The 22,017-nt window shown below is 39.6% G+C and carries 22 protein-coding genes and 1 tRNA gene; 1 reads left to right on the top strand and 22 read right to left on the bottom strand.

The features are described 5' to 3' along the window. Positions 1 to 53 precede the first annotated feature (53 nt). The 4 genes from AB3K24_RS05945 to AB3K24_RS05960 all read right to left on the bottom strand — a co-directional run bounded on the left by AB3K24_RS05945 (position 54) and on the right by AB3K24_RS05960 (position 3,141). Positions 54 to 142, bottom strand: a tRNA-Ser gene (locus AB3K24_RS05945). A 38-nt stretch (positions 143 to 180) separates the two neighbouring features. Beyond that, complete coding sequence (gene typA, locus AB3K24_RS05950) at positions 181 to 2,022, bottom strand: translational GTPase TypA (RefSeq protein ID WP_367974293.1); 1,842 nt, start codon at positions 2,020 to 2,022, stop codon at positions 181 to 183. A 64-nt stretch (positions 2,023 to 2,086) separates the two neighbouring features. Continuing rightward, a complete protein-coding gene (locus AB3K24_RS05955) occupies positions 2,087 to 2,872 on the bottom strand; it encodes an inositol monophosphatase family protein (RefSeq protein ID WP_367974294.1) in 786 nt (261 codons plus the stop codon). After that, positions 2,869 to 3,141 (bottom strand): UPF0223 family protein, encoded by a 273-nt coding sequence (locus AB3K24_RS05960; protein WP_367974296.1) that lies wholly within the window; start codon positions 3,139 to 3,141, stop codon positions 2,869 to 2,871. The genes AB3K24_RS05955 and AB3K24_RS05960 overlap by 4 nt, the downstream gene beginning before the upstream one ends. Before the next feature lie 54 nt (positions 3,142 to 3,195). Here AB3K24_RS05960 and def point away from each other — a divergent pair, with 54 nt between their 5' ends. Then, positions 3,196 to 3,774 carry a peptide deformylase gene (def, locus tag AB3K24_RS05965; protein WP_367974298.1) on the top strand — a complete coding sequence of 193 codons (579 nt, stop codon included), beginning with the start codon at positions 3,196 to 3,198 and terminating at the stop codon, positions 3,772 to 3,774. 197 nt (positions 3,775 to 3,971) lie between these two features. Here def and AB3K24_RS05970 read toward each other — a convergent pair whose 3' ends face one another. From AB3K24_RS05970 to parC, 18 genes are all read right to left on the bottom strand, one after another. After that, positions 3,972 to 4,874, bottom strand: coding sequence for a DnaJ C-terminal domain-containing protein (locus AB3K24_RS05970; RefSeq protein ID WP_367974300.1), 903 nt, complete (start codon positions 4,872 to 4,874; stop codon positions 3,972 to 3,974). A gap of 82 nt (positions 4,875 to 4,956) precedes the next feature. After that, positions 4,957 to 6,801 carry a molecular chaperone DnaK gene (gene dnaK / locus AB3K24_RS05975; RefSeq protein WP_367974302.1) on the bottom strand — a complete coding sequence of 615 codons (1,845 nt, stop codon included), beginning with the start codon at positions 6,799 to 6,801 and terminating at the stop codon, positions 4,957 to 4,959. A 102-nt stretch (positions 6,802 to 6,903) separates the two neighbouring features. Continuing rightward, positions 6,904 to 7,464, bottom strand: coding sequence for a nucleotide exchange factor GrpE (gene grpE, locus AB3K24_RS05980; RefSeq protein WP_367974304.1), 561 nt, complete (start codon positions 7,462 to 7,464; stop codon positions 6,904 to 6,906). Positions 7,465 to 7,481: 17 nt separating this feature from the next. Further along, a complete protein-coding gene (gene hrcA, locus AB3K24_RS05985) occupies positions 7,482 to 8,510 on the bottom strand; it encodes a heat-inducible transcriptional repressor HrcA (RefSeq protein WP_367974306.1) in 1,029 nt (342 codons plus the stop codon). 130 nt (positions 8,511 to 8,640) lie between these two features. Beyond that, positions 8,641 to 9,591 carry a riboflavin biosynthesis protein RibF gene (ribF, locus tag AB3K24_RS05990; protein WP_367974308.1) on the bottom strand — a complete coding sequence of 317 codons (951 nt, stop codon included), beginning with the start codon at positions 9,589 to 9,591 and terminating at the stop codon, positions 8,641 to 8,643. A 2-nt stretch (positions 9,592 to 9,593) separates the two neighbouring features. Next, positions 9,594 to 10,505, bottom strand: a complete 912-nt coding sequence (truB, locus tag AB3K24_RS05995; protein WP_367974310.1) for a tRNA pseudouridine(55) synthase TruB — start codon at positions 10,503 to 10,505, stop codon at positions 9,594 to 9,596. Further along, entirely contained in the window at positions 10,492 to 11,013 is a 522-nt protein-coding gene (locus AB3K24_RS06000) for a PTS sugar transporter subunit IIA (protein WP_367974312.1), read from the bottom strand. The genes truB and AB3K24_RS06000 overlap by 14 nt, the downstream gene beginning before the upstream one ends. A gap of 14 nt (positions 11,014 to 11,027) precedes the next feature. Beyond that, positions 11,028 to 12,206, bottom strand: a complete 1,179-nt coding sequence (locus AB3K24_RS06005) for an aminotransferase class I/II-fold pyridoxal phosphate-dependent enzyme (RefSeq protein ID WP_367974314.1) — start codon at positions 12,204 to 12,206, stop codon at positions 11,028 to 11,030. A 97-nt stretch (positions 12,207 to 12,303) separates the two neighbouring features. Next, positions 12,304 to 12,657: a 30S ribosome-binding factor RbfA gene (rbfA, locus tag AB3K24_RS06010; RefSeq protein WP_367974315.1), complete on the bottom strand. Its 354-nt coding sequence runs from the start codon at positions 12,655 to 12,657 to the stop codon at positions 12,304 to 12,306. A gap of 69 nt (positions 12,658 to 12,726) precedes the next feature. Next, entirely contained in the window at positions 12,727 to 15,231 is a 2,505-nt protein-coding gene (gene infB, locus AB3K24_RS06015) for a translation initiation factor IF-2 (RefSeq protein WP_367974316.1), read from the bottom strand. Continuing rightward, entirely contained in the window at positions 15,232 to 15,555 is a 324-nt protein-coding gene (locus AB3K24_RS06020) for a L7Ae/L30e/S12e/Gadd45 family ribosomal protein (protein WP_367974318.1), read from the bottom strand. Further along, complete coding sequence (gene rnpM, locus AB3K24_RS06025; RefSeq protein WP_367974320.1) at positions 15,542 to 15,844, bottom strand: RNase P modulator RnpM; 303 nt, start codon at positions 15,842 to 15,844, stop codon at positions 15,542 to 15,544. Before rnpM ends, AB3K24_RS06020 begins: the two co-directional genes overlap by 14 nt. 72 nt (positions 15,845 to 15,916) lie before the next feature. Further along, positions 15,917 to 17,008 (bottom strand): transcription termination factor NusA, encoded by a 1,092-nt coding sequence (nusA, locus tag AB3K24_RS06030; RefSeq protein ID WP_367974322.1) that lies wholly within the window; start codon positions 17,006 to 17,008, stop codon positions 15,917 to 15,919. A 120-nt stretch (positions 17,009 to 17,128) separates the two neighbouring features. Beyond that, on the bottom strand, positions 17,129 to 17,605 hold the full coding sequence (locus AB3K24_RS06035; RefSeq protein ID WP_367974324.1) for a ribosome maturation factor RimP: 477 nt from the start codon (positions 17,603 to 17,605) through the stop codon (positions 17,129 to 17,131). A 343-nt stretch (positions 17,606 to 17,948) separates the two neighbouring features. After that, the gene (rpsN, locus tag AB3K24_RS06040) at positions 17,949 to 18,218 is read right to left on the bottom strand and encodes a 30S ribosomal protein S14 (protein ID WP_010384563.1); all 270 of its coding nucleotides are present in this window, start codon (positions 18,216 to 18,218) and stop codon (positions 17,949 to 17,951) included. A 1-nt stretch (position 18,219) separates the two neighbouring features. Next, entirely contained in the window at positions 18,220 to 18,369 is a 150-nt protein-coding gene (gene rpmG, locus AB3K24_RS06045) for a 50S ribosomal protein L33 (RefSeq protein WP_367974327.1), read from the bottom strand. A gap of 172 nt (positions 18,370 to 18,541) precedes the next feature. Next, positions 18,542 to 19,447 carry a manganese-dependent inorganic pyrophosphatase gene (locus tag AB3K24_RS06050; RefSeq protein ID WP_367974329.1) on the bottom strand — a complete coding sequence of 302 codons (906 nt, stop codon included), beginning with the start codon at positions 19,445 to 19,447 and terminating at the stop codon, positions 18,542 to 18,544. 48 nt (positions 19,448 to 19,495) lie between these two features. Then, positions 19,496 to 21,934: a DNA topoisomerase IV subunit A gene (parC, locus tag AB3K24_RS06055; RefSeq protein WP_367974331.1), complete on the bottom strand. Its 2,439-nt coding sequence runs from the start codon at positions 21,932 to 21,934 to the stop codon at positions 19,496 to 19,498. Between the last annotated feature and the right edge of the window lie 83 nt (positions 21,935 to 22,017).

Raw genomic sequence — 22,017 nt, forward strand, 5'->3', positions numbered from 1 at the left:
AGGCGCTACATCAAGGTTTTTGCAACCTTATGCAACGCCATGAAACATGATAAAGGAGCTAGCGGGATTCGAACCCGCACACCGCCAAAAGCGGCTCGACGGATTTCGAGTCCGTTGCAGTACCGGATTGTGCCATAGCTCCGTAATAGAAAATCTTGTAAGATTTTCTGTCACTATTAATTAATTTGTTGATGCCTTACGACGTTTAGCAGACTTTTCACGTTCTGCTGTATTCAATACCGCTTTACGAATACGAACATTTTCAGGTGTTACTTCAACATATTCATCATCATTCAAGAATTCCAAAGATGCTTCAAGGTTCATAAGACGTGGTGTCTTAATAGATGAAGTCTGATCTTTGTTTGATGAACGAACGTTTGATTGTGGCTTTAACTTTGTAACGTTAACAGAAATATCATTGTCACGTGCATTCATACCAACAATCATACCCTCATAAACTTCAACACCAGCACCAATGAACATTTGTCCACGGTCTTCAACACCCATGATAGCATAGTTAGTTGTTGTTCCTTGAGTAATTGAAACTAAGGCACCATTACGACGTCCCGGTTCCCAATTACGTACTACTGGACGATATTCAGCATATGTGTGGTTAAAGATACCGTAACCACGTGTTGCTGACATAAATTCAGTTGAGTAACCAATTAATCCACGAGAAGGTGCCATATAAGTCAAACGTGTTTGACCATTTCCGACAGATTCCATGTTAATCATCTCACCCTTACGTTGGTTCAAAGAATCAATAACAGTTGATGAATATTCATCTGGCGTATCAATTTGAACTGATTCGTATGGTTCTGATTGTGCACCATCTACTTCACGATAGATAACTTGAGGACGAGAGGCTTGTAATTCAAATCCTTCACGACGCATTGTTTCGATCAAAATAGACAAATGTAATTCACCACGTCCAGATACTAACCAAGCACCAGCTTGGCCTGTATCTTCAACACGCAACGATACATCAGTATGCAATTCACGGCGCAAACGATCTTCAATTTGACGTGCAGTAACAAATTTACCTTCTTGACCAGCAAATGGACTGTCATTTTGACGGAAAGTCATTTGCAAAGTTGGTTCATCGATACGCAAAATTGGTAAAGGATCCGGATGAGCAGGATCAGCGACTGTTTCACCAACAGAAATATCTTCCATACCAGAAACAGCAATCAAGTCACCAGCTTTGGCTTCTTGAATATCAACCTGGTCCAAACCAATGAACCCTGCCAACTTTGTCACACGGAAAGTTTGTGTAGCACCATCAAGCTTTAACACTTCAACAGTATCACCAATCTTGATTGTACCACGCTTCACACGGCCAATACCAATACGACCAACGAAGTCATTATAGTCTAACATCGCTACTTGGAATTGCAAAGGTTCATCTGAATTGTCAACTGGTGCTGGAATTGTATCGAAAACAGCATCGAAAATTGGCTTCATCGAATGCGCTTGATCAGCAATAACAGGTGATAACGATGCTGTACCATTCATAGCTGAAGCAAAAATAACTGGGAAATCTAGTCCCTCATCATCAGCGCCTAATTCAATAAACAAATCCAAAACTTCATCAACAACTTCTTCAGGACGTGCGCCCGGACGATCAACTTTGTTAACAATAACGATTGGTGTCAAATGTTGTTCAAACGCCTTTTTCAACACGAAACGTGTTTGAGGCATTGTGCCTTCGAAAGCATCAACCACTAATAATACGCCATCAACCATACCCATGATACGTTCAACTTCACCACCGAAGTCAGCGTGTCCAGGTGTATCTAGTATGTTAATTTGCTTGTCTCCAACCTTAACAGCTGTGTTTTTTGACAAGATAGTGATACCACGTTCTTTTTCAATATCATTTGTATCCATTGCACGATCACCCAATTCCTTGCGTGAGTCCAATGTATCTGATTGCTTCAGTAGTTCATTAACCAACGTCGTCTTTCCGTGATCGACGTGGGCAATGATAGCGATGTTACGAATATCTTCGCGATTTGCCAATTTCCTAGTGCTCCTTTAATTTAATGCTACTTATCTCACAGCAAAAGCTAGGGTCTGTTGTGCCCTAGCTTTGATGCAACGTTAAAATATCACGATGCGCGCGATTTGTAGCCACTAATACTATGTTAGATGATAACATATCTAGTGGTCTGCCGTCAATATCTGAAACAGATAAACCTAAAGTTTTTGCTAAAACCTGTCCCGCCGCAAAATCCCACGGCATCATTTTAGAGGAATAACCCACAGCTTGACCAGAAATCACACGTAAAAATGATGGTCCTGCAGCACCAATAACGCGATAACCTAAAGCAGCTTTCGCAATTTTATCATAGCCAAACATGCCATATAGTAATCGTGCCCCACTTAACAATACAATCCCATCACTTAATGCATCATTGTTTGGCTGTTCTAATCGTAATTGATTAGCAAAGACACCAATTTGTGGGCCGCCATGATAAACCACGTTATTAACAATATCTAAAATCCATCCCAAAATCGGCTCGTTATCAATATACAGTGCGACCATTACTGCAAAATCTGCCTGTTCTTTAACAAAATTCATTGTGCCATCGATGGGATCTACAAACCACACATTGCCTATCATATCACTTTGGTGATCACCAAAACCTTCTTCGCTAACAATACTTGCCGTTGAATCATACGATCTAATTTTAGCATTCAGAAATTTTTCGTTATCTCGATCAACATTTGTCACTAAATCTCTTGCATCGTGTTTTATCGCAACATCCACATGTTGTTGCATGGCAATTAACGTCCTTTTTCGGACGTCATCTAACCACAATAAAACGGTTTGATTAATATCTTGTATTTCAAATTGACTTAAAGTCATCCCCGCACCTTATCTTTTGTTGTGCTCTGTGCCAATTTCAAAGTTTTATAAATGCTACGCCCAGTTTGACGTTCAAAATCTTTGTCAAATCTTTTTTGCTCGCTTTTAGCTGGTAACACGTCACGAAACTCATTGTATCTTGCTAATAACTTTGATTTTGGCACACCTGCTTCATAAACTTCTAAAACACTATCTACAAGGTTGGATATTTTCACAATATCATCTACTGTCCAATTGCCATCAATTGGTAATATGTAATTTTCACTCATAATTCTATTTTAACATGTTGTACAGTTTGATATACTAATAAAGAGGTAAAAAACATGACAATTCGATTTACAATGGATAAAATTACACGAGATGGTGCACCCGTTTTACGAAAAACTGCTGCCACTGTTCCTTTTCCTTTAAGTGACGAACACGCACAATTGGCTAAAGATATGATGACCTACTTGGTTGTCTCACAGGATGAAACACAAAATGAAACATATGGCCTGCGACCAGGCGTAGGTCTAGCTGCACCACAAGTTGATCAGTCATTGCGTATGGCTGCCATACTCGTGCCTTCACTAGATCCGCACGAGTCTGATGATACGCCTTATTTCAAGGGCACAATATTTAATCCTCTCATTATTTCTGAATCAGTTAAACGTGGCGCATTAGATGTCGGTGAGGGTTGCTTATCAGTTGATGAGGATGTTCCTGGATTCGTTCCTCGCGCTGATCGTATCACAGTGCGATATCAAAATGAAAATGGTGACACAAAGGTTATTAAACTGCGAGATTATCCAGCGATTGTCTTTCAGCACGAAATTGATCATTTACATGGCCACTTATACTATGATCATATTGATTTAAATGCACCTTGGGAAGTTGATGACGAAACAAAATATATTGACTAAATATCAGTCTTTCGTAACAATAATTCATGAGTTAAAAAGATCCCGTACTAATAATTGAACTTTTAAAGATCGCTTTACGCCAACTCTAAAAGTCCAATTACATCATATGGGGTCTTTTAATTTACAAAAAAAATCTGAAAGTTAAAAACAGCCAACTTTCAGATTTTTGTCATACACATTAAGCATACGAGTATTTCTTATAATTTATCAAAAAAACTTTTCTTCTTTGTACCGTCAGTTGCTTCTTGATATGCTTCCAACGCCTTCTTTTGCTCTCTATTCAGCTTTGTTGGTACAGCCAATTTAACAATAACGTATTGATCACCATGACCCGTTCCTTGCAATCGTGGTGCCCCTTTGCCGCGTAGACGGAAACGTGTACCAGTCTGTGTACCAGCTGGAATTTTAAGATTAACATCGCCATGAACTGATTTCACTTGCATTTCAGTACCTAAAGCAGCTTGAACAAAATCAATCGCCTGTTCAAGGTAAATATCTGCGCCTTCACGCTCAAAACCGTCCTTAGATGGTGCAACTTGGAATACAACAAACAAATCGCCTCGTGGTCCACCATTGGCGCCTGACTCACCTTGTTCAGACAAACGCATCTGCTGCCCAGTTTCAACACCAGCTGGCACCGTCACTTTAATTTCATGTGGTCCATCGCCACGATTAAACTTGATAGTTTCTTCCTTACCAAACACGGCCTCTTCAAAGCTCAAACGCATACGGTACTGTAAATCTTGCCCTTTTCGTGGCCGATTTGGATCAAAACCACCACCAAACATTTGGCTGAAAATATCACCCAAATCAGAAAAATCACCAAACCCACCTTGTTGCTGGTAGCCACCAGGCCCACCTTGACCACCAAAGCCACCATTAGCTCCTGCTGGTCCAAATTGATCATACTGTGCCCGTTTTTGTTCAGTACCCAAAGTTTCAAAAGCTTCTTGTACTTCTTTGTACTTCTCTTCAGCACCAGCATCATGATTTAAATCTGGATGGTATTTTTTTGATAGTTTACGGTATGCTTTTTTAATATCATCTTGACTGGCACCTTTATCCACACCAAGACGGTCGTAGAATTCTGTATTATTCACTTACCCGCTCCTTTTAATATTATGTACACGAACCGCACTCAATTGAATGCGGTTCGCTTGATATTTATTAGTAAAGATCAAATTAGTCTTTTTTGTTATCTGGATCAACTTCTTCGAAATCACCATCTACAGTGTTATCATCGGCTGGCTTTGCTTCCCCTTCAGCACCTTCTTGTGGCGCTGCTTGTTGATACAATTTCATAGCCAATTCTTGTGCTGCTTTACCTAATTCTTCAGACTTAGCCTTCAACTCTGTCAAGTCAGCATCATCAGCTGCTGCATCTTCTTTAGACTTTTTCAAAGCTTCTAATGCCTCTTGTGTGGCTTTCTTATCGTCATCACCCAACTTATCGCCAACTTCTTCCAAAGTCTTTTCTGTTGAGAAAATCAATTGATCAGCTTCGTTACGTGTATCAACTGATTCTTTCTTTTTTGCATCAGCTTCTTCGTTAGCCTTAGCATCATTCATCATTTGCTCAATTTCATCATCCGACAAACCGCCTGCGGCCTGGATAGTGATTTTTTGTTCTTTTTGTGTCCCTAAATCTTTAGCAGAAACAGATACAATACCATTACGGTCAATATCAAATGTTACTTCAATTTGTGGTACGCCACGTTGTGCCGCAGGAATGTCTGACAATTGGAAACGACCAAGTGTCTTATTATCCGTAGCCATTGAACGTTCACCTTGTAACACGTGAATATCCACAGCTGGCTGATTATCAGCAGCTGTTGAGAATACTTGAGACTTTGATGTTGGAATTGTTGTGTTACGGTCGATTAACTTTGTGAACACACCACCCATTGTTTCGATACCAAGTGACAATGGTGTCACATCTAACAAGACAACATCCTTAACATCACCAGTAATCACACCACCTTGAACAGCAGCACCTAAAGCAACTGCCTCATCGGGGTTAATTGAATGGTTAGGTTCTTTACCAGTTAACTTTTTAACAGAATCTTGAACAGCTGGAATACGTGTTGACCCACCATTTAAAATAACTTCATCGATATCTGAAAATGACAAACCTGCATCTTTTAATGCGTTCAAAACTGGTTGTTCAGCCTTCTTTACCAAACTAGCTGTAATTTCATTAAACTTAGCACGTGACAATGACGTTTGCAAGTGCAAAGGACCTTGATCACCTGATGCGATAAATGGCAAATCAATTTGTGCTTCAGTCGCTGAAGATAATGTCTTCTTGGCTGATTCAGCAGCATCCTTCAAACGTTGCAATGCTAACTTATCTGACTTCAAATCAACACCATTATCAGATTTGAACTGTGCTGCAAGATAATCAATAACTGCATTATCAAAGTCATCACCACCAAGATGAGTATCACCATTGGTTGACAAAACTTCAAACACACCGTCACCTAATTCAAGGATAGACACATCAAATGTACCACCACCTAAATCATAAACCAAAATCTTTTCATTCTTGTCCAACTTGTCTAAGCCGTATGCCAAAGCTGCTGCAGTTGGTTCGTTAATAATACGTTCAACTTCCAATCCAGCGATCTTACCAGCGTCTTTTGTTGCTTGACGTTGTGCATCATTAAAGTAGGCCGGTACGGTGATAACAGCTTTGTCAACTTTTTCACCTAAATAATCTTCAGCATAACCTTTAATGTATTGCAAAATCATTGCTGAAATTTCTTGTGGTGTATAGTCTTTACCGTCAGCACTAACTTTGTAACCAGCTTCTCCCATATGCGACTTAATTGAGATAACTGTGTCTGGATTTGTAATAGCCTGTCGCTTAGCAACATCTCCAACTTGGCTCTCGCCATTCTTAAATGAAACAACTGATGGTGTTGTACGACCACCGTCTGGGTTTGTGATGATTTTTGGTTCGCCACCCTCAAGGACAGCAACTGCTGAGTTTGTCGTACCTAAATCAATACCGATTATCTTTGACATGAATTTATTCTTCCTTTGCTTTTTAAGTTAAATTTGTCTTTTTTAGGTGTAGTGCGCGTTTCGCTGAATCACCGTAACATCTTTAATTTCGTACTAATAAAATCATTTTGCCACTGCGACCATTGCTGGACGTAGTACGCGATCTTGCAGTATATAGCCTTTTTGCAAAACAGATGCAATTTGATCTGAATCAACTTTATCTGAAGAAACACTTTGAATCGCTTGATGTTTTGTTGGATCAAAATTTTCACCAACTTCACCTGTTGCGGAAATACCATTGTCAGTTAAAGCTTGTACCAACGTTTTTAATGTCATTTCAACACCAGTTTTGATTTGTTGCGCGACCGCATCTTTCGATTCAACCAGTAACGCGCGTTCTAAATTATCAACTGCCGGTAACACTGCACTAGCCAACTTTTGGCCATCATACTTACGTACATTTTGAATTTCACGTGCTTGACGTTGTTGCATGTTTCGAATTTCAGCTTGTGATCGCAGTAATTGATCTTCTAAATCTGATACGCGTTTCAAGGCTTCATCAAGCGCTACTTGCTGAGAATCGGCCGCTTCTTCTACGACAGCATCAACTTTTTCAGTTGCTAAGCCATCATCATTTTCTACTATCTCTTCATTATTTAATTCGTTTTTAGTTTCATCTGTCACGTGAGTGACCTCCTCGTTTATGTATACTCAATCATTTTCTGACTTAATGCCTCACCAAATGCATCCATTAATAATACATTGCGTGCATATGTCATGCGAATTGGTCCTAGTAAGGCAATTACGCCTTCTCCTTGGTTTGGTACGGTAAATGCTCTTGTAATTAAGCTAAAAGGCTTCAACAAGGGTTCGTCAATTTCTTTAGCAATCTTAATAGTCACATGATGCGCCGTGGTCGTTGCAACGCGACGCACATCAGAAGCAGAAATCAAAAACTCTAAGAGACGTTTAACTTCTTTTGTGTCTTGATCATTATCACTAAAGCCTAACACATTTAAACGACCACCAATATGAACTGTATCGCCAATAGACCTGGCTAGCACATCACCAAATAGTTGTAAAAATGCCGCTGGTGTTTTAATCATACGACTCATTTGTGTTGGCAATTCATCAGACTGCATCATCTTCAAAACTTCTAACACCGGTCGGCCATTCATCCGATCATTGATATATTTAATCATACTATCTAATGATGAAACTGCTAATTCACGTGGTAACTTAAAAGTTTGACTCGTTACCTTACCGTCATTAGTTACTAGAACAGCAATTAATAGCTGGTTTTCTAATGGCACTAAACGAAAACCTGATACAACAATATTCAAACGTTCAGGTTTTAAAATAAGTGCCGTTGCACCAGTGAGTTCGGATAACGTCCGTGCCGATTCATCTAACAAATCATCCATTTCATGAAAGTTGCCACGAAACGACTGCATAACCAAAGCGATGTCTTGTTGCGTTGCTGCACGTGCCAACATTAAATTATCAAGATAATACCGGTAACCTGCACGAGATGGGATGCGACCAGCAGATGTGTGCAACTTTTTTATCAATGCTTCTGATTCCAAAGTTGCCATTTCATTACGTATCGTAGCAGAACTCACTTTAATATCAAGTTGCTGTTGAAGACTCTTTGATCCAACTGCACGAGCCGTCTGTGTGTATTCATAAATGATGGCGCTTAGAATTAATTTTTGTCTTTCTGTCAGCATGCCATCACCTCCGTTTTAGCACTCAACGTTTCTTACTGCTAACATTTATAATGATACACTATTTTCAAAAAAACGCAAGCTTTTTAGCACTCTTTTATTTGAGTGCTAAAATAAAAAAATACACATAACGTTAGTCAAGTGCATCAAAGTATTGTCTTGTAGCAATTTCATCTTTTTTTAGTTGACTTATTAATGCTGTCACAGTCTTAAACTTGACCTCGCCTCGAAGATAATTATGCCAATTTATTGTCACATTTTCACCGTATATTTCTTGACTAAAATCTAATATATTGATTTCGACCGTAATTGGACGCGCATCACCAAATGTGACATTACGCCCAATACTTGCCATGCCCAAATACCAGTAATCACCTACCATTATTTTAACAGCATAAATGCCAATAGTCGGCAGCCACTCTAATTCTGGTGTTTTAATATTGACTGTTGGGAATCCCAGTTCACGGCCACGTGCCTCACCATGCATGACTAAACCAGTCGTCTGATGAACACGTCCAAGTTGACGATTAACAATATCCATATCACCTATTTCTAACGCCTTACGAATCAATGACGAACCAATTTTTTGGTTATTATCATCAAGTTCTGGCACCGAAACAACATCAAAACGATTTTTAGCATACTGAGGTAAATGAATCATATCTGCAGTTGTGACATTGCCGCCATATATATGATCAAATCCACCCACAACTGTTATTGGATTTAAACGCATAATAACTTGATCTACAAATTCCTGTGGTTGTAGTTTCGCCAGCTGCGATGTGAATTGCATGACATATATTGTATTGACACCAAGATCAGCCAATAATGCTGCTTTTTGATCAGTTGGTGTTAGGTAACGTAACGGATTGACTAACGTCTTAAATACAACAATAGGATGTGGATCATATGTCAACACAGCCAGTGGGACACCAAGTTTATCCGCTTCGTATTTAGCTTGTTTGATCACTTTTTGATGTCCTAAGTGTACGCCATCAAAAAAACCCATGGCAACGACTTGTTGCGTTGGTGCAGGTTGTATTTTTTTTAAAATTGGATAATGCAATTTAATTATATCAGTCATTATTATTCATTCGTAAACACATAACGTGATTGCCAGACATTGTCTTCCTTATTATAGGCATACACTGCCTTTAAGTCATCATGATAAGTAAGTTGTAAATAGGTATCACTCGCAGGCCATAGGGTCATTTTTTGCCCATTTTTAACCGCAAACCATTCACTATCTGAAAGCACTTTTGTCGGCCACGTCAGTATATCCTTTATCGGTATGATTAGTTTTAGTAATTCTGCTCGCTCACTCGTCACAATTTTATCTAGATCTGTCGCCTGCGCAATTGTTATCCCACTACCCATTGTACGCGTTAAACTTGTCATTGTAGCCGGCACACCAAGCTGGCGCCCAGTATCCACTGCTAAAGTACGAATGTAAGTTCCCTTCGATACCGTTGCTTCAAAATTAAATTTCTGCTGTTGATTGTCATAAATAACATCAGAAGTACGTTTGTAGTTATAAATCACAGCATCTCGAACGGGTCGTTCGACTATTTCTCCTGCTCTAGCATATTCATACAAGCGTTTACCACCAACTTTGACTGCCGAAAACATGGGCGGTACTTGTTTTATAGCACCATTTAAATGAGCAATTGCAGCATCAATTGCAGCGTCATCAAATGGCTCATCAATGTTGATTTTTGATATCACAGCACCATCTAAATCTTCTGTTTCAGTTGCAAATCCAAAAGTAATACTACCTATGTACCGTTTAGGACGAGCTTGTAGTTCATCGACCAATTTTGTTGCTTTTCCAAGTGCGATGACTAGCACCCCATCAACATTTGGATCTAAAGTACCAGCATGCCCCACTCGCTTTTGACCAATTGCACGACGAACCTTAGCCACAACATCAAAAGAAGTCATACCACGTGGTTTATTAACGACTATCAGACCATCAACACTATCATTATTCTGTTGCATTTGCGTTCTCTTGGTATTGCCAAATACTTTGACCAGCGTACACAGCACCATAATTTACACGCGGCATCACGTTGCCTTCAAATAACACATAGACGCGGATATTGTGATCCACTGCGTGTGTATTCCCAATTAAATCACCAGCGTGTAATTGTTGCCCTTTACCATACATCGCCAACCGTGCGCCCTTAATGTCCTCACTACGCATTTGTAACTGAACCTTCACTACGCCATGCTGTACACTTTGAATCGTAACAGCATATTCATCAGAAGTTATAACAATGCCTGCTACTGGTGACATAATGCTATTACCATCAGGCAACATCACAAAGCCATTTTTACTATGAATTTGCTCACTATCACCATCAATTTTTTGCAGTTGTCCTGTCACAGGCGCAACAACGACAGGAAACTCTGACTGACGTGCAACGTGAATTGCATTCAGTTGTCCTGTTGTCCTAACACGATTATACTTATTTCTTTGATTAAATAAATTTTGCCACCAACTCATAAATTGCCTCTTAATTATTTTCCGCGCAGTTGATTGACATACGCTGTCAATCGTCGCATGCCTTCATCTAAATCAGCATCAGATGCCGCATACGAGATCCGAATATATGCCTTTGCCACTTCACTAAATCCTGATCCTGGGATAACTGCTACTTTCCCCTCCTGAGCCAATTTCAATGCAAATTCATCACCATCATCACCTATATCAGCAGGTAATTTGGCAAATAAATAAAATGCACCTTCAGGTGATACGACATCGAATCCCAACGACTGTAATTGTGGTAACATACGATCACGACGTGCCTTGTATGCATCACGCATGATAATCGGTGTGTCACTCACATCGCGCAAAGCAACGAGAGCAGCGTCTTGAATAAAAGTAGGAATAGCAAATGTTAATGCACCATGCACTTTTTGCATTTCAGCTATCACATCAGCAGCGCCTAAAATAAACCCAACACGATATCCTGTCATAGCATGAGACTTGGATAAACCGTTAATGTAAACTGTTTGTTCCGGAATGATTTCTGCAAAAGATACATGCGCTTGATCATATGTTAATAACGAATAAATTTCATCAGAGATGACCCAAATTTTATGCTTTTTAAATGTTTCTGCCAGTGCAATTACTTCTTGACGTGAATATGTCACACCAGTTGGATTTGCTGGATAATTCATTAAAATAGCACGTACTGGAACCGTTGCGCGAGCTATCGCTTCGTCAACCATTTCTGGTGTCAATTTAAACCGATTAGGCGTTGTATCAATTGCTATTTTTGTGCCATGTGCCAAATCTAGTGATGTGAAATAAGGCCCATAAGTTGGTTCAGGCATTAATAACCCTTCATTTGTGCCAATTAGTGTATTTAAAACAACATTAATTGCCTCACTTACGCCTAGTGTCGCAATGACATTTTCTTCACCTTGATAGTTTAAATGGTAAAGTTTATTAAAATATTTAACTGCTTCTAACCGTAGTTTTTGTTCACCTTGACTCTCAGCGTAATGAGAGCGATCATTGGTAATTGCTTCAATAGCGGCTTTTTTGATGCGTTCATCTACTGCAAAACCTGGTTCACCCAGCGTTAGTTTTAAGATGCCTGGAATATCGCGCACAGTCTTTTGAAATCCCAGTAACTTATCCGGTGCCATTTCAGTAATTATTGGATTTAACGATTGTATAAAGTTGGTCATTTTTTTAAGTTCCTTATTTTAATCAAATTATTGTAATTCTATTTTAACACAAAAAACGCTACCCTTTAGAGGTAGCGTTAAAATTGTGAATAATTTATTAATTTTCAGAATGCAACTTGCGAATTAAATCTTCAATATGATTGCCATATTGAACCGATTGATCACGAACAAACTTTAATTCCGGTGTCTTGTAAACGGTTAAGCGCGCGCCGAGTTCTTTACGAATCAACCCACTTGCCGCTTCTAAACCAGCTTGGGCTTTTTGCCCATCACTTGCTAAGTCAGACAAAATCGAATAATAAATTGTTGCAATTTGCAAATCACCAGATAGTTCAACGCTAGTTACTGTAAGATCTTGCACACGTGGATCATTAATACGCTTAAGCAATAAATCTGTTACATCGCGTTGTACTTCTTGTGCGAGGCGACCTGCACGTTGTGGATTAGCCATAACTTGTGCCTCTTTTCTATATAGAACATTAAAACGTCGTAGTCACTCATCAGCAACCTATGCGCAACGTTATTTTGCTTTAACTTCTGCCATCACGTAAGCTTCAACAATATCGCCAACTCTGACATCATTATACTTAGCAACTGTAAATCCGAATTCAAATCCCATTTTAACTTCATTAACTGAGTCTTTACCGCGCTGTAATGAAGCAATTTGACCATCAAAGACAACAACGCCATCACGAATAACACGGACTTTAGCTTCTTTGGTAATTTTTCCTTCTTCAACCATCGCACCGGCAATAATACCGACCTTAGAGAATTTGAACAATTCTTTAACAGTCACGGTTCCGATAACTTGTTCTTCATAAACTGGTTCGAGTTGACCCTTCATAGCTGCTTCAACGTCATCAATCGCATTATAAATCACGTTATAATAACGAATATCAACTTTCTCAGAATCAGCTTGAGATTTTGCCAAAGGTGTTGGGCGAACATTAAAGCCAATAATAATTGCCCCTGAAGCTGATGCCAAAGTAACATCCGATTCATTAATCGCGCCAGCTGCCGTATGAATAATATCGACACGTACACCATCTACTTCAATCTTCTTCAAAGAACCTGACAGCGCCTCAACAGAACCTTGAACATCAGCCTTAACAATAACTGGTACAGTCTTCATTGCTTTTTCAGACATTGTACTAAACAAGGTGTCCAAAGTCACAACTGATCCTGAGTTACGAATAACTTCTTGTGCCCGTTTAGCTCGTTCTTCACCGGCTGCACGTGCTGTCTTTTCATCTGCCATAACAATGAAACGGTCACCCGCCTGTGGCACATCATTTAAGCCAGTAACTTGTACAGGTGTTGCTGGTGAAGCTTCTTCAAGTTCTACACCACGTTCGTTAGTCATTGTACGTACACGACCATAAGTATTCCCCACAACAATTGGGTCTCCCACACGCATTGTACCCTGTTGTACTAATACAGTCGCTACTGGGCCACGTCCTCTATCCAAGCGTGCTTCAACAACTGAACCACGCGCTGGCATATTAGGGTTAGCCTTTAATTCAAGCACTTCTGCTTGCAATAATATCATTTCAAGCAATTCGTCAACGTTTTGTCCGAATTTGGCTGATATTTTAACGAATATTGTGTCGCCACCATATTCTTCCGGTATCAAGTCATAAGCCATCAATTGGTTCATCACATCATCCGGCTTTGCACCTGGCTTATCAATTTTGTTAACCGCCACGATAATAGGTGTTTTAGCAGCCTTCGCATGATTAATCGCTTCAATTGTTTGTGGCATCACACCATCGTCTGCCGCCACAACCAATATTGTCAAATCTGTAACATTGGCCCCACGAGCACGCATTTCTGTAAAGGCAGCGTGTCCAGGTGTGTCTAAGAAGGTAATTGTTTTGCCATTTAACTGTGTTTGATAAGCGCCAATATGCTGTGTAATACCACCAGCTTCGCCTTCAGTCACATGTGAGTTACGCAAGTAATCCAACAAAGTTGTCTTACCATGATCAACGTGCCCCATGATTGTAACGACTGGTGGGCGTGATACTAGCGTCCCTTCATCGATGTTTTCATCATCAAAGAACCGATCAATATCAGCAACGTCTTCAGCTGCTTTGACTTGTGCTTCAATACCATAATCCGCAGCTAAAATTTCAATAGTATCTGTATCAAGCGATTGATTTTGGTTTGTCATAATACCAAGTAAGAACAACTTCTTGATAATTTCAGCTGTATCACGATGCAGTAACTTAGACAAATCCTGAACGTTCATACCAACACGGTATTCCAGAATTTCAGGTAATGGTTGCTTTTTACGTTCCGTAACTGGTACAACAGGACCTCTTTTAGCTGCAATGCGTCGAGACTTCTTTGAACCTCGTGGCTTATCATTACGTCGTGGTGTCTGTTGACCTGTTCCAGCTGTATTACGTTTACGAGAGTTATTACGTGCAGAATTGTTTCCAGAAGCTAATGCGCCACCAAATTTACCAGCACCAGTTGTGGTTGCTGCAGTTGCCGGTTTTGCTACCTTAGTTTCTGGCTTTTTGTTTTCAACAGGTTTTGCCGTTGGCGCTGATTTTTTAGGCTCTTTTGCAGCAGCTACAGCTTGCTTGCGCTTTTCATTCTCGCTCACATATTGCTTTAAACTGTTATCTTTTTGCTTTGAATAGTCTACTTGACCTTCACGTGGTTTTGTTGACCAATTCTTTGTTTCACGCATTGCCGGACGGCCTTCTGCGGCTTTAACACGAGAGCCAGGTCGACCATTACGATTTTGACCGCCAGTACTTGAACGGTTACCAGTACCTACAGATGCACCATTTGTACGACTTTGAGTTGATGATGCGCGGTTCTGTTGTCCTTGAGTATTTCCTGAACGTGCGGGTTTACTTGGACGAGATGCTGTGTTGTTAGGTGTTGCCGCGGTCCCATCTGTCAATTTCGCCGCATGGCGACGTTGTGAGGCGGGTAATTCTTTACGTTCTGGAACTGCCTGTTTTCTTGCAGGACGGTTTGACCCTGAGAATTTCTTTTCTTCTGTCATTTAGTTCCGCTCCTTTTCTGAAATTAATTGTTTAATTTTCCGACTAAATCCACGATCAGCAATTGCAAATACACTGCGGTTGACACCGATGGCATCAGTTAATTGTGTCTTGGTAAAGTCTTGAATCAATGTTACACTGTAAAATTTAGATTTATCAGCAAATTTTTTACTTTGGCTTTGGCCCCCATCACTGGGGAAAAAGGCCATTTGAACTTTATTGCCACGGATAGCTGTTAGTGTTGGATCGGAACCTAAAACCAATTTACCAGCACGCATTGCTAGCCCGATCAAATTTAAAATTTGCTCATCTTTACTTATCGTCATCAGCAAACAACTCCTTACGCGCTTGCTGATGGTCAATATACGCAATGAGTTCATCATAGAATTCAGCTGGTATTTTCATCTCAAACGCTTGATCAAAAATATGCCTTTTTTTAGCCTCAGCTGCAATATCACGATTCAGACCAACGTATGCACCACGACCATTAGCTTTCGAAGTCGGATCTAAGCTAACATTTCCTTCTTTATCACGAACAACACGAACAAGTTCTTTTTTAGGAAACATCTCACCTGTAACAATATCTTTTCGCATTGGTATTTTTCTAGGTTTCATTATAATTTAAAGTGTCCTAGTAGCCATAAATAACGAAAATATACAGCCACATGCACGTTTCCTTTCTAAAGTTTAATTGCTCTGCTCATCCTTTACGGATGATTGGTTCGATAAATTATTCGCTGCTTCACTTTCAGACTTAATATCAATCTTAAATCCTGTTAAGCGTGCTGCCAAACGTGCATTTTGTCCCTTTTTACCAATTGCCAATGACAGTTGATTATCAGGTACAATGACGGTTACCGCACGTTCATTTTCAGGATTAAATATGACATCCGCTACTTCAGATGGATTCAACGCATTTGCAATATACTGCGCCTCATCTTCTACCCACTCAACAATATCCATATTTTCACCGCCAAGCTCGTTAACAACAGCTTGCACACGTGCACCTCGTTGTCCAACCATAGCACCAACAGGATCTAAATCTGTATCATGTGTGTAGACAGCAATCTTTGAGCGATCACCTGCTTCACGTGAAATGTTCATAATTTCAACCGTACCATCATAAACTTCAGGGACTTCTTGTTCAAATAAACGCTTCACCAAATCTGGTGCAGTCCGTGACACAAATATTTGTGGTCCCTTAGCGTTATTCTCAACTTTATTCACCAGAACTTTAATACGGTCACCCATACGATAGCGTTCATTTGGCATTTGATCATTTGGTGCCATGGCAGCCTCTTGGTTACCTGGCAACGTCATATACAAAAATCGGGCATCTTGACGGTCAACTTCACCAGTAATGACCTCATCTTGATAGTCAGCGAATTTATTATAAATCGCCTCACGACCTGCTTCACGCATTTTTTGCACAATAACTTGTTTAGCTGCTTGAGCCGCCATACGTCCAAAATCTTTTGGTGTCACATCGAAACGGATTTCATCACCCGCTTCATATGCCCGATTAATAGTTAGCGCATCTTTCAAAGCAATTTCTGTGTCTTCGTTTTCAAAATCGTCATCCAAAACAACATTTTTGACTTGCTTTATCGCGACATTACCTTTTTTTGTATCAAATACTGCCTCAACGTTCTGTTCAGCGTTATATTGTTTCTTGTAAGCCGCTCTTAAAGCGTCTTCAAGTGCTTCGACAACAATTGCGCGTTCTATACCACGCTCAGCTTCAAGGGCATCGAGCGCATCGACTAGTTCTTTACTCATTCGCCTATCCTCATTCAATTAGTAGAGTATGTACTGATACTTATTGCATTGTCATAGTAACACTGTTATCACAGCCTCTATCAAAATACATGTTTAAGATTATCAATGCACACGTTTATGTTAAAACTGGATGTCCAACACTGCTTTTGCAATTTCATCAAAATTAAGCATTAATTCACCATTTTCAGTTAACAAAACTAAACCTGTATCATCTAATGACTTGATCTTTCCTTGCCATTTTTTTTGGCCATTTTTTGCTACGAAAAGCGATACTAAAATATTTTCGTTGCTTTCCTGTGCCCATTGAAAGTGCCAAGGTCGCTTTAACGGTCGATCAGCACCCGGTGATGAAATGTCTAATAAGTACGCCTCCGGAATAGGGTCAGGGTCAGATGTGTCCAAGAATTCGTTAACTTCCTGAGTAAAAGCCGTTAAATCAGCCATTGTTATAAATTCATGGTTCGGCTTATCTAATAGAATGCGTAAAATCTTTTGTCCACCTTCTTTAGTGTACGTCAAATCCCATAACAATTCATTTCGTCTTTCAACAATCGGTGTAATCAGTTCTGCAATTCTTTGTTCAACTTTATTCGCCATTTATCTGCCCTTCCTTGATGGATTTTATTATATATTGCAAGCAAGTGCCAATCCCATAAAAAATGAGCCGGCCGCATCAGATGTGACCCGCTCATTTACAATATCTATGTAAATTAACAATTTTAATTATAACGCGGATTTTAACAAATTGCAAATAAGTATTTCTATGCAAACAACAAAAAAATCACATCACTGTGATTTTTGCTAGTTTGTGAACCTTTATGACCCCATTCGCTTTGCTCATTGAGGCAGTCACTGTATTTAGCTGATGCTATAATAATTGACTTTTAACGTGCCCACGTAATGCTTACGGTGTAAGTTACGCTAATAACGAAACTTTAGTTTACCAAGAAGCTTTACGAACACCAGGAATTTGACCCTTGTGTGCCAATTGGCGGAAGTTCAAACGTGACATACCAAACTCACGCATATAAGCATGAGGACGACCATCAATCCAGTCGCGGTTGTGTACACGGACAGGAGATGAATCTTTTGGCAAAGCAGCCAAACCGATAAAATCACCTGCTGCCTTTAATTCGGCACGCTTGTCAGCATATTTTGCAACCAAAGCTTCGCGCTTTTGCGCCTTAGCGATCTTTGACTTTTTTGCCATTTTACTTAATCTCCTTAAATGTTATAACTTTGCGAAGTTTTGGTGAGTACTTCTTTAACTCAAGACGATCTGGTGTATTACGACGGTTTTTAGACGTCAAGTAAATACGTTCGCCAGTTTCATCATTTCCTAGAACAACGTGAATACGCATATTCTTACTCCTTAGTGTGTGGTTTGTTAAAATTATTTGCTTGTCAATACAAATAATTATTATACATGAACATGGGGGCAGTGTAAAGCAATTTCAAGAATTCAAGCGAAAACTTGTTCGGTAGCTATTGTGTAAATTGCAGCTGAACCGAAATAACGCTTCAATATATCGTTTAAAATTGTTTTTCCAACGGTGGCACAACTTGCTTTTTACGTGACACAACCCCAGGTAAATCAATCACATTATGGTTTAACTTTGCATCAAAAGCTTTTTCGATCGCTGCAGTTGCATCCCCAAGATAAAGTGCTTTTGAATTTGAGTTCAAAATATCAGTAATTACAAACAAAAAATCTTCATATTCTTCGGCAAGCATGGCTGCCTCGATACCTGATTGACGTGCCAATACATCCGCGATGTCAACTGTATTCACTTGACCAATACGGAACTTGTGTCCACCCATTTCAAAGGACTTTGCATCCCCATCTATGAGTTCTTTGTCAGTACGTGATGATAAATCTGTGCCAGCTTTCAAAAGTGACAAACCATACTTTTCATAATCAGCGATGTCCGCAATAACAGCCAATGCTTCTAGTGCAGGCTGATCGTATGACGTTGTTGTTGGACTTTTCAATAATAATGTATCCGATATGATTGCTGAAGCCATCAAGCCAGCAATTTTTGAAGGAATTTCAATGTCTGCTTGTTTAAATTCATAATACAAAATTGTCGCAACAGAGCCCCATGGTTTAGCATTAATATACAATGGCGTACTATTTGTGAACGAAAATTTATGATGATCGTAAATGCCTTCAACAACAACCTCTGATAAATTATCAATAGATTGTGCCGCCTCATTGTGGTCAACTAAGACAACAGTTTCAGTATCAGCTGATGAAATAATTCTTGGTGCAGTGATTGCAAAAAAATCTAATGCAAACTGCGTTTCAGCATTTGGTGTACCTTGTGCGACTGCCTCTGTATCACCACCAAGTTTATTTAATAAATAACTTGCAGCAATTGCTGAAGCGATTGTGTCGGTGTCTGGGTTCTTGTGCCCGAAAACTAATGTCTTAGCCATTCGCTCGTATCTCCTAAAAGTTTATAACTCTATTTTAGCAAAGAAAACTTACTTTGTCGCATGGATTGCCATTGGCTTAATCAACCAAGGCGTACCATTTTTCTTAACATCGACAACATATTGTCCATTCCCGACGCGTTGTGATGGATGATAATCGCTTAATTGCAACTCTTGGGTTTGCCAACGTGTCGTCAAAATTTCAAGTGCCGTCTCATCTGTGTCAAAAATAGTCGCCGTAGCAACATGGTAAGCAACTGTCTTTTTTTGTGTGAAAATTAATAGCCCTTTATTTGCCCGTTTTGAACGACTAATTGCTGAAATCGGCATATATTTAAATGCCCCATTATCAGCTACAATCGCTACTTGTTGTGACTCATTTGTCACAAATAATGCTGACATAACGGTGTCGTCACCACGTAAATCCATTGCTTTAACACCCGCTGTACGCGGTCCAATTTCTGGTACATCTGTGACTTTAAAGCGTAAGCCTACCCCGTTATGTGACAACAACAAAACTTCTTGTTGTTTGACCTGGTTGAAGTAGTTGACATTAACGACATAACTAGTATCATTCTTGAGTTTAACTGCCATAGTTGTTTTTTTCTTGTAAGCCTTTGGCAACATGTCAATTAACACCGTCTGCTTAATGAAACCATCATTAGTTACAACGGTAAAAGCACCACCTTGCTCAAGATTATCAACAGCAATCGCTTTAATTACAAACTCATCTGCATGCCAATTTAATAGTTGTTGTGAAAAATGTTCGCCAGTATCTTTCCACTTTGAATCTGGTAATTCATGGACCGGTCGATAAATCATATTGCCTTTGTTAGTAAACATAAATAAATGCTGGGTTGTATTGAGTTGGCCTTCAAAGATAGCTAAATCATCCTCAGCCAATCCATTATCAGAATCTGATGCTTTGTAGGACCGTAATGATGCACGCTTGTAGTAACCATTGCGAGAGACCAATACTTGTACATCTTCTTCAGCAATAGTAACCGCTGTATCAATGACAAGATTTTCGACCTCAGCTTCAATTTCTGATCGGCGCGGTGAACGATATTTTGTTGTAATGTCAGCAATTTCATCGCGTATCACATCATTTAAAGCCGTTGATTCATTAATAATCAAATTCAAACGCGTAATTTTAGCCGCTAGCGTCGCAAATTCTTCCTCTAGCTGTGTCACATCTGTGTTTGTCAAACGATAGAGTTGCAGTGTGACAATTGCCTCTGCTTGTGGCTGTGTAAACTGATAACTAGACATCAAATTCTGCGTGGCATCTTTGCGATTTTTTGATGCGCGAATGGTTGCCACAACTTCATCCAATATGGATAACATCCGAATTAAGCCTTCAACAATATGTTGGCGCGTCTGAGCCTTAGCTAATTCATATGATGACCGTTTCAAAACAACTTCTTTACGAAAGTTCAAAAAGGCTTCAAGGCCCTGTTTCAAACTCACATGAACTGGTCTTTGATTATGAATAGCCACCATATTAAAATTGTAGGCAATTTGTAAATCCGTTTTTTTGAGCAAATAAGTCAATATACCGGCAGCATTTGCATCCTTATTTAGCTCAATAACAATGGACATGCCTTCTCGATCAGATTCATCACGCACTTCAGAGATACCAGCAACCTCTTTGTTTAATCGAATGCCGTCAATTTTTGATACTAAATTCGATTTCACGACTTCATAAGGTAATTCAGTGACTTCAATTTTTTTCTTGCCACCCTTAATTTCTGAAATGACTGTTTTAGCACGAACCACAATTTTACCACGACCTGTCTTATAGGCTTTTTTAATACCATCGAGGCCTTGTATAATGCCACCCGTTGGAAAATCCGGTCCTTTAACATAACGCATCAAGGCAGACAGAGGCGCTTCTGGGTGATCGAGCAAATAGATTAAAGCCCCATTTATTTCTTTTAAATTATGTGGGGGGATTTCTGTGGCATAACCTGCCGAAATACCAGTGGCACCATTAACAAAAAGACTCAAAATACGTGATGGCAATACAGTTGGCTCGTATGTGGTGTCATCGAAATTCAAAACCATATCGACCGTTTCTTGGCCTAAGTCTGTCATCATTTCACCAGCAATTTTTGACAATCTTGCCTCAGTATAACGCATGGCTGCTGCCGGATCATTATCAACGGAGCCATTGTTACCGTTCATATCAATTAATGGTTCACGTACTTTCCAGTTCTGTGACAATCGTACCATTGCCTCATAAATCGATGAATCGCCATGTGGATGAAAATTACCCATGACATTACCGACTGATTTTGCAGATTTACGATAAGGATGATCATAGGTGTTCCCATCTTGATCCATTGCAAATAAAATGCGTCGTTGCACCGGTTTTAAACCATCACGAATATCTGGTAACGCACGTTCTTGAATAATATATTTTGAATAGCGCCCAAAGCGCTCGCCCATCACTGCTTCGAGTGAAAGCTCAGTTATACGATCTGCCATATATAAGATTGCCTACTATCATTGCTAATAGACACATTTCCTTTCAAATAAAATTACTATGTAAATACCGTGTACAATTGTAC

This window comes from Leuconostoc aquikimchii (genome assembly GCF_040838325.1).
Lineage (GTDB): Bacteria > Bacillota > Bacilli > Lactobacillales > Lactobacillaceae > Leuconostoc > Leuconostoc aquikimchii.

Coding starts and splice junctions, on each gene's coding strand:
- rnpM (WP_367974320.1), bottom strand. CDS start 15,844: ATGAAACCTAGAAAAATACCAATGCGAAAAGATATTGTTACAGGTGAG.
- truB (WP_367974310.1), bottom strand. CDS start 10,505: ATGCAACAGAATAATGATAGTGTTGATGGTCTGATAGTCGTTAATAAA.
- AB3K24_RS06000 (WP_367974312.1), bottom strand. CDS start 11,013: ATGAGTTGGTGGCAAAATTTATTTAATCAAAGAAATAAGTATAATCGT.
- AB3K24_RS06035 (WP_367974324.1), bottom strand. CDS start 17,605: ATGGCGAATAAAGTTGAACAAAGAATTGCAGAACTGATTACACCGATT.
- infB (WP_367974316.1), bottom strand. CDS start 15,231: ATGACAGAAGAAAAGAAATTCTCAGGGTCAAACCGTCCTGCAAGAAAA.
- AB3K24_RS05960 (WP_367974296.1), bottom strand. CDS start 3,141: ATGAGTGAAAATTACATATTACCAATTGATGGCAATTGGACAGTAGAT.
- nusA (WP_367974322.1), bottom strand. CDS start 17,008: ATGAGTAAAGAACTAGTCGATGCGCTCGATGCCCTTGAAGCTGAGCGT.
- hrcA (WP_367974306.1), bottom strand. CDS start 8,510: ATGCTGACAGAAAGACAAAAATTAATTCTAAGCGCCATCATTTATGAA.
- AB3K24_RS05955 (WP_367974294.1), bottom strand. CDS start 2,872: ATGACTTTAAGTCAATTTGAAATACAAGATATTAATCAAACCGTTTTA.
- AB3K24_RS06020 (WP_367974318.1), bottom strand. CDS start 15,555: ATGACGATAAGTAAAGATGAGCAAATTTTAAATTTGATCGGGCTAGCA.
- parC (WP_367974331.1), bottom strand. CDS start 21,934: ATGGCAGATCGTATAACTGAGCTTTCACTCGAAGCAGTGATGGGCGAG.
- rbfA (WP_367974315.1), bottom strand. CDS start 12,657: ATGGCTAATCCACAACGTGCAGGTCGCCTCGCACAAGAAGTACAACGC.
- def (WP_367974298.1), top strand. CDS start 3,196: ATGACAATTCGATTTACAATGGATAAAATTACACGAGATGGTGCACCC.
- dnaK (WP_367974302.1), bottom strand. CDS start 6,801: ATGTCAAAGATAATCGGTATTGATTTAGGTACGACAAACTCAGCAGTT.
- AB3K24_RS06005 (WP_367974314.1), bottom strand. CDS start 12,206: ATGACCAACTTTATACAATCGTTAAATCCAATAATTACTGAAATGGCA.
- ribF (WP_367974308.1), bottom strand. CDS start 9,591: ATGACTGATATAATTAAATTGCATTATCCAATTTTAAAAAAAATACAA.
- AB3K24_RS06050 (WP_367974329.1), bottom strand. CDS start 19,447: ATGGCTAAGACATTAGTTTTCGGGCACAAGAACCCAGACACCGACACA.
- rpmG (WP_367974327.1), bottom strand. CDS start 18,369: ATGCGTATTCACGTTGTTCTAGGAAATGATGAAACTGGCGAACGTATT.
- rpsN (WP_010384563.1), bottom strand. CDS start 18,218: ATGGCAAAAAAGTCAAAGATCGCTAAGGCGCAAAAGCGCGAAGCTTTG.